The sequence below is a fragment of the Marinobacter sp. UBA2688 genome, from assembly GCF_002352785.1.
In the GTDB taxonomy this organism is placed as follows: domain Bacteria; phylum Pseudomonadota; class Gammaproteobacteria; order Pseudomonadales; family Oleiphilaceae; genus Marinobacter; species Marinobacter salarius.
Window position 1 is genome coordinate 104,966 of record NZ_DELU01000027.1, and the last position, 5,679, is coordinate 110,644.

Here is a 5,679-nt window from a genome sequence, read left to right on the forward strand (position 1 = left end):
TCCCAGCCGATATAGGCGGGTGGCTTCATGCCGAACGGAACAGCGGCAAACAAGGGAATCGCTGGCACCTTGCCCTGGTCGTAACCAATCCAGGTGTAGCCGGCGGATACCTTGCCATCGGAAACCGACTGCAGAATATCGAACGCAGGTACCAGCTTGCCGGGCTCGTAGACCCGAACCTGGATGCTGCCATCGGAAGCGGTATTGAGGTTGTCGGCGACCCAGGCAGCAGGTGACCCCAGGCCGGGCAGGTTAGTGGCGAAGGCGACCGGCATTTTCCAGCGCAGGTCATCTGCGAACGCCGATCCGGTAGTCAGGGCGATCGCACCGGCGATACCGGTAAGTGCCTTGAAGAGTTTCATTGGCAAGTCTCCTAGCATTGTTGTTGTATTCGGCCAAACAGGAACGTTCCCGACGGGCCTTATCTGAGTGTAGTCAGACATCGCAGGAAACGAGACAGACAAGATGTGTTTTGGGTCCAACGATAGCGCCAGTCTTGTTTTCTGCGTTGTTCTGACGTCCTGCATCCGGGATATAGCAGGCACTGTGCCAATCACAATATTTTGTTATTTATCAAACAGATAAAAACGAGGAAAGACATCGCACATGACAGACAGTCCGGAAAACCGGACGCATATAGACATCCGTCGTAGGGGTTTGTACGGATAACAGGACAGGTGTCCTGATTTCAGGACATCTTGGCGAGTTTTTCGTAAAGCACCGAACGCGAAATACCCAGCAGTTTGGCTGCCCGGGTACGATTACCACGACTGGCGACCAACGCTTCTTCAATTGCCTGGGCTTCGGCATCGGCCAGGGTTTTAGCCAGTGGACGCACTGGCTGTGGCACCAGCGATGAGGCTGGCCGGTTGCCATTGCGGGGCAACACCTTGAAAATGGCATCGGCGTCCAGCAGACCACCGTCTTCACCCATGGTCAGGGCCCGCTCCAGCACATTGCGCAGCTCACGGATATTACCGGGCCAGTCGTAACCGCCCAAAGCTGCCACACCAGCGTCGGTGATTTCACCCCGCATCTCCAGACCGTCGCAGATTTCACCCAGCAGGGCCTCACACAGCACGCCCAGATCGGCCAGGCGGTCCCGCAACGGAGGAATAGGGATTTCCAGCACGTTCAGCCGGTAATACAGGTCCGACCGGAACTCACCTTCGGCAATCATCGCCTCCAGGTTGCGACTGGTCGCGGCAATGACCCGCACATCCACCGAGGCCACCTTGTTGGAGCCCAGAGGCTCAATCTCACCTTCCTGCAACGCCCGCAGCAGTTTTGCCTGCAACGGCAGTGGCATATCCCCGACTTCATCCAGAAACAGGGTGCCGCCGTTGGCGAGCTGGAACTTGCCTTCCCGGGTGCGGCGATCCGCCCCGGTGTAGGCTCCGGGTGCCACGCCGAAAAATTCAGCTTCCAGCAGGTTGTCTGGAATAGCCGCAACGTTCACGCCCACGAAAGGTTTTTCGGCACGGGTTGAAACGGAATGAATGGCCTGCGCCAGCACCTCCTTGCCTGTGCCGGTTTCTCCCAACAACAACACCGGCATGTCACGACCGGCCGCCAATCGGGCCCGGCGCTTCACCTCCAGCGCTGCGGGACTGGCCCCCACAAAGTCGGCGAGGTTGTAGCGAGTGCCACGCGCTTTCTTCGCCAGCGCCTTGCGGGCTGCGGCCAGATCCTGGTGCAGGCGACGGTACTTGGCCACCAACGGCGTCAGCGGTTGCAGGTCGTCATACAGCACAAACGCCACCGCCCCCATGATGCGCCCTTCGTCGTCATAAAACGGCAGCCGGGTCACCACCAGTTGTTGCTTGCTGTGCTCCATGATATCGAGCAGCAAGGGTTTACCGGTTTCCACCACTTCCGGCATGCGGCTCTGGGGGATCACCTGGCGAACAGGTTTACCGATGACGGCCCTGGGGTCTTCCAACCCGAGCAGATGGGCATAACTGTTGTTGATCCAGGTAATACGGCTTTGGTGATCAACCGCAATCGCGCCGGCACTGGCTTCCTCAAACATGGGAAACAGTGCCTCGATCAGATCCCTGGTCAGGCCACTCTTGTTATTCTCGGTAAACAGCTCTGTCATGTACCCTGTACCACCGGGTTGGATGTTATTCATGGCAATATCCAGAGCACCCGGCGAACCGGGTGCAGAGACGGAAGTATATGGCGCCCCCGGAACAGGGGCAAACAATGCCGGCCCGGAACCTGCCCGGGCCGACCGACAGGTGTGTCAGTCTGGAATCTGTACCTGATCGTCAGCGAACACGATGCGGTCGCCGGCATCCGGGGCAGGATCGATCGGGGTCAGGTTAGCCTCAGACAGAGGGGTGGCCATATCGCCACGCGGTACTGTTCTGACCACCTGACTGGGCGGCAAGGCCTGCTTGTCGGCAAGGTTCGCCCACACCAGATCCAGGGCCTGGAAGAAGTAGTGATGCAGCGGCACATACCGATCCGCAATACCCGGGAAGCCGTTGAGGACATCCAGGTGATGGGCATTGAGAATCTCGTAATACCTCAGCTTGCTGTTGCTGCCCTCAACCCGCTGGTTCAGCCCGAAATAGGGCCGCGAGGTGTGGTTGATGGGCAGGATGGCGTCGGCACGACCGGTCACAAAGACCGTTGGCTTGCCCCGCAGGTTGCCAGACGCGCGAATTTGCTCAACGCCATCAGCAATACGCTCTGACCATTCCGCGGCATCACCCGACAGCGGGCTTCCGGTCACGGCATCGGTGCCCAGGGCAAGGCTTCTCAGACACAGCAGAGCATCCAGACCGTAATCCTGCTGACTGGTGCTGGGCGATGCACTGGCACCCAGATTGGTGGGCTGACCTTCGGCACCGTCGTAAACCAGATTCACCCCGGCACTGGGGGGAATACCGTTACTCGCGGAGAACAGCGCTGCTTCCTGCGCCGCAGTGATCGGCGTGACCGCTCCGCCAGCCCCCGTAGCCGCCAGGCTGATATCACACAACCTGTCCTCAACACCGGCCTGACCGTAGGCGTTGGCATAGGTGGTGGAGATGCTCTGGGCAACCGCCAGCCCGAAATGAACCGGTGCCAGCAGGTTCTGCTCCGGCTGGATACCCACTTCCTCTTCCAGGATGCGCAGCGCATCGGAGGCGCGGTCGTCGGTGGTAGCGCCTGTCACCAGGCCCTTGTTGGCCAGCGAGTTACAGATGTTCTCCGCAATCGTGAAGTTGTTGAATGTGGCGTTCAGTGGCGCCACATCACGCACTTCCGGTGCAATGTTCGCGCAACCCTGATACACCGCCAGCGCCGTGGTGTAATCCAGCAGGCTGCGGCTGTGTTCGGCCAGTTCGGGGCCACTGCCCTGGCGGATGGTAAAGCTGGTATCCACCTGCGGATTGACGTTGGGCTCCGACACCGCCACCCCGTCGATCAGCCCCTTATCGTCAAGCTCAGCGGCACGGACCGAAGCCCCACCGCCGTTGGAAACGCTGGACGCAATCACCAGGGTATCCTTCGGCTTCACCTTGATCACTTTGCGACCATTTCCGGTTTCCTGCCCGAATTCCTCGTTCAGCACATAGAAGCCGAATTCAATCGACTGCAGTACATGCCGCCCCCAGTCAGCCTCGGGGTTGGCCTTGGAGTGAGCGTGCTTGTAGGCGAAACGGTCCGGCCAGGCGGCATCAAAATCAGCCCGCGCCTGGGCATCCAGATCGGCCCGGAACTGCACCGGCTCATCCGCCTGGGTAAGAGTACCGTCGATACGCTGGGCAGAGTTGGTGGCCAGGTTGTGGGAACCGGTTCCCGTGCCCTTGTCGGTGTAGACCACGGCGCAGCCTTTCTTCAGGCCCCATTCGCCGGCGGTGCCGATCGCGCCGTAAATGCCGCGGGAGCCGGACGAGGGCGCCGTTACCATACAGGCCTGCTCGGGGTCGAAACTGGCCGGAACCTGGACCATCACGGTCACCGGCACATCACTGCCATTAACCGTCATGTAAGCCAGGTATTCATTACCCGCAATCAGCCCCTCACCACTGCTATCGACCTGGGGACCAAAGAATTCGCCGTAACCACCACCGGGCACGGTGTCCACAAGAGCCCGATAGTTGTTGTAGATGGCCAGCGTCCGGAGTTCTTCAGGCGTGGGGTTGAGCGGATCATCAAAGGCCGGTGCCGTTGCACTGGCCAGGCCGCTGGCGCCAAGGCCACCGGTCAGGAGATCATCGGTGACGCCATCATACTGGGTGGAATGGACCTCTCCCTGGATGAATCCCGGGAGTTGGTTGAACGGTTTCTTGCTGCTGTCGTTGCAGGCGGTACCCGTCAGAGCCACCGCACCAATCAGCGTGTACTGAAATAGCGTTTTCATAGGTTGTTCCCTGTTGTTTTTGTTAGACATGAGAACCCGGCGTACACGAACGAAGCCGGGTACCATGACAGGGGCCATGCGTATCCTGTGCCAATACAGCAGGACGTTGATTTTCATTGCTTTTTCTTTGAATTGCTCTAATTCTCAAGCACTATTTCCGGATTTCCGGACAGTGGTTAGAGGGGGAGGTGGGCGGAAATGCCCTCTACGGGCCGTCTCGCGACATTGTCCTGAAGCCAGGACAGTGTCCCGTTTTCAGGACAGCGCTGAGCACCGCACAATGCATCCGTGGTCATATTCGAGACGTATAAGTCTTCGTTTCCGCCCGGATGAACGGAGAGTCCATGCACATCAACCGCCTGCTGGCATTGGCCGCCAGCACCTTGCTATCTGCCTGCGCCTCACACCTGAACGCGCCAGCGGAAACGGTGTCGGTACCCGATACCGGCTTTCGCACCACAACTGGCATCACCTATTCCCCGGACAACTGGCCTCAGGAGCTCCAGGCGGATCTTTATCTGCCAGACAGCCCCGACCCCGCACCTGCAGTACTCCTGGTGCATGGCGGTGGTTGGGAACGGCGTTCGCGGAAGGACATGACATGGATCGCAGAGCACCTGGCCGGCCGGGGCTTTGCCGTGATGAACATTGATTATCGGTTTGCACCTGAACACACCTTCCCGGCGCAACTCCACGATCTTCAGATAGCCATGAACTGGCTTCATGCCAGGGCGGGAGCCTACAACCTGGACCGGAATGCGATCAGTGCATTTGGCTTTTCTTCCGGCGCTCACCTGGTCAGCTTGTTGGCCGTGATTGCCGAAAGCCAACACCCGTTGAACCAACCACACGGAGGCGCGGACGCGCGGCCGGTGGCTGTTGTTGCCGGTGGCTTGCCAGCCGACCTGCGAACCTTCGGGTCCGGAAAGCTGATCCGTCAGTTCCTGGGCGGTGATCTGCAGGACATTCCGGGTGTTTATGAGGCCGCCTCGCCGATCACCCACATTACCGCCGGCACGCCTCCGTTTTTCCTGTTCCATGGCGCCCAGGATATGCTGGTGCCTGCGGATCAGGCGCGGGATTTTCGGGCACGCCTTGCGGAGCATCACGTTGAGAGTGAGCTTTACCTGATGCACCTGCGAGGCCACATCACCAGTTTCCTGACGGCCGGCAATGCTGTTGAGAAAGCCACAGACTTCCTGATCCGGCACACGGAAAAGCGGCCGGAGTGACTAAAGAGTCACAAACGGAGCAATTGTTAATGCCAGGATGACAACGATGGCCAGGCAAGCCGCCAGGGTTGTCACCGGCTTGCGGCG

At 59.5% G+C, this 5,679-nt stretch carries 3 protein-coding genes and 1 pseudogene; 1 reads left to right on the forward strand and 3 read right to left on the reverse strand.

What is annotated here, in order from left to right; translation table 11 throughout:
* The 3 genes and pseudogenes from B3M52_RS18315 to B3M52_RS18325 form a co-directional block, all read right to left on the reverse strand.
* Positions 1-362 (reverse strand): annotated as a pseudogene (locus tag B3M52_RS18315) (C4-dicarboxylate ABC transporter); the annotation flags it as partial.
* 326 nt (positions 363-688) lie between these two features.
* Positions 689-2,134, reverse strand: a complete 1,446-nt coding sequence (locus B3M52_RS18320; protein WP_227662330.1) for a sigma-54 interaction domain-containing protein — start codon at positions 2,132-2,134, stop codon at positions 689-691.
* Positions 2,135-2,248: 114 nt separating this feature from the next.
* On the reverse strand, positions 2,249-4,360 hold the full coding sequence (locus B3M52_RS18325) for a 3-hydroxybutyrate oligomer hydrolase family protein (protein ID WP_075196441.1): 2,112 nt from the start codon (positions 4,358-4,360) through the stop codon (positions 2,249-2,251).
* A gap of 344 nt (positions 4,361-4,704) precedes the next feature.
* Here B3M52_RS18325 and B3M52_RS18330 point away from each other — a divergent pair, with 344 nt between their 5' ends.
* Complete coding sequence (locus B3M52_RS18330; RefSeq protein WP_081899282.1) at positions 4,705-5,592, forward strand: alpha/beta hydrolase; 888 nt, start codon at positions 4,705-4,707, stop codon at positions 5,590-5,592.
* The last annotated feature ends 87 nt before the right edge of the window (positions 5,593-5,679 follow it).

Bases quoted from the DNA above. Each gene is read 5' to 3' on its own strand.
- B3M52_RS18320 (WP_227662330.1), bottom strand. From the start codon at position 2,134: ATGAATAACATCCAACCCGGTGGTACAGGGTACATGACAGAGCTGTTT.
- B3M52_RS18325 (WP_075196441.1), bottom strand. From the start codon at position 4,360: ATGAAAACGCTATTTCAGTACACGCTGATTGGTGCGGTGGCTCTGACG.
- B3M52_RS18330 (WP_081899282.1), top strand. From the start codon at position 4,705: ATGCACATCAACCGCCTGCTGGCATTGGCCGCCAGCACCTTGCTATCT.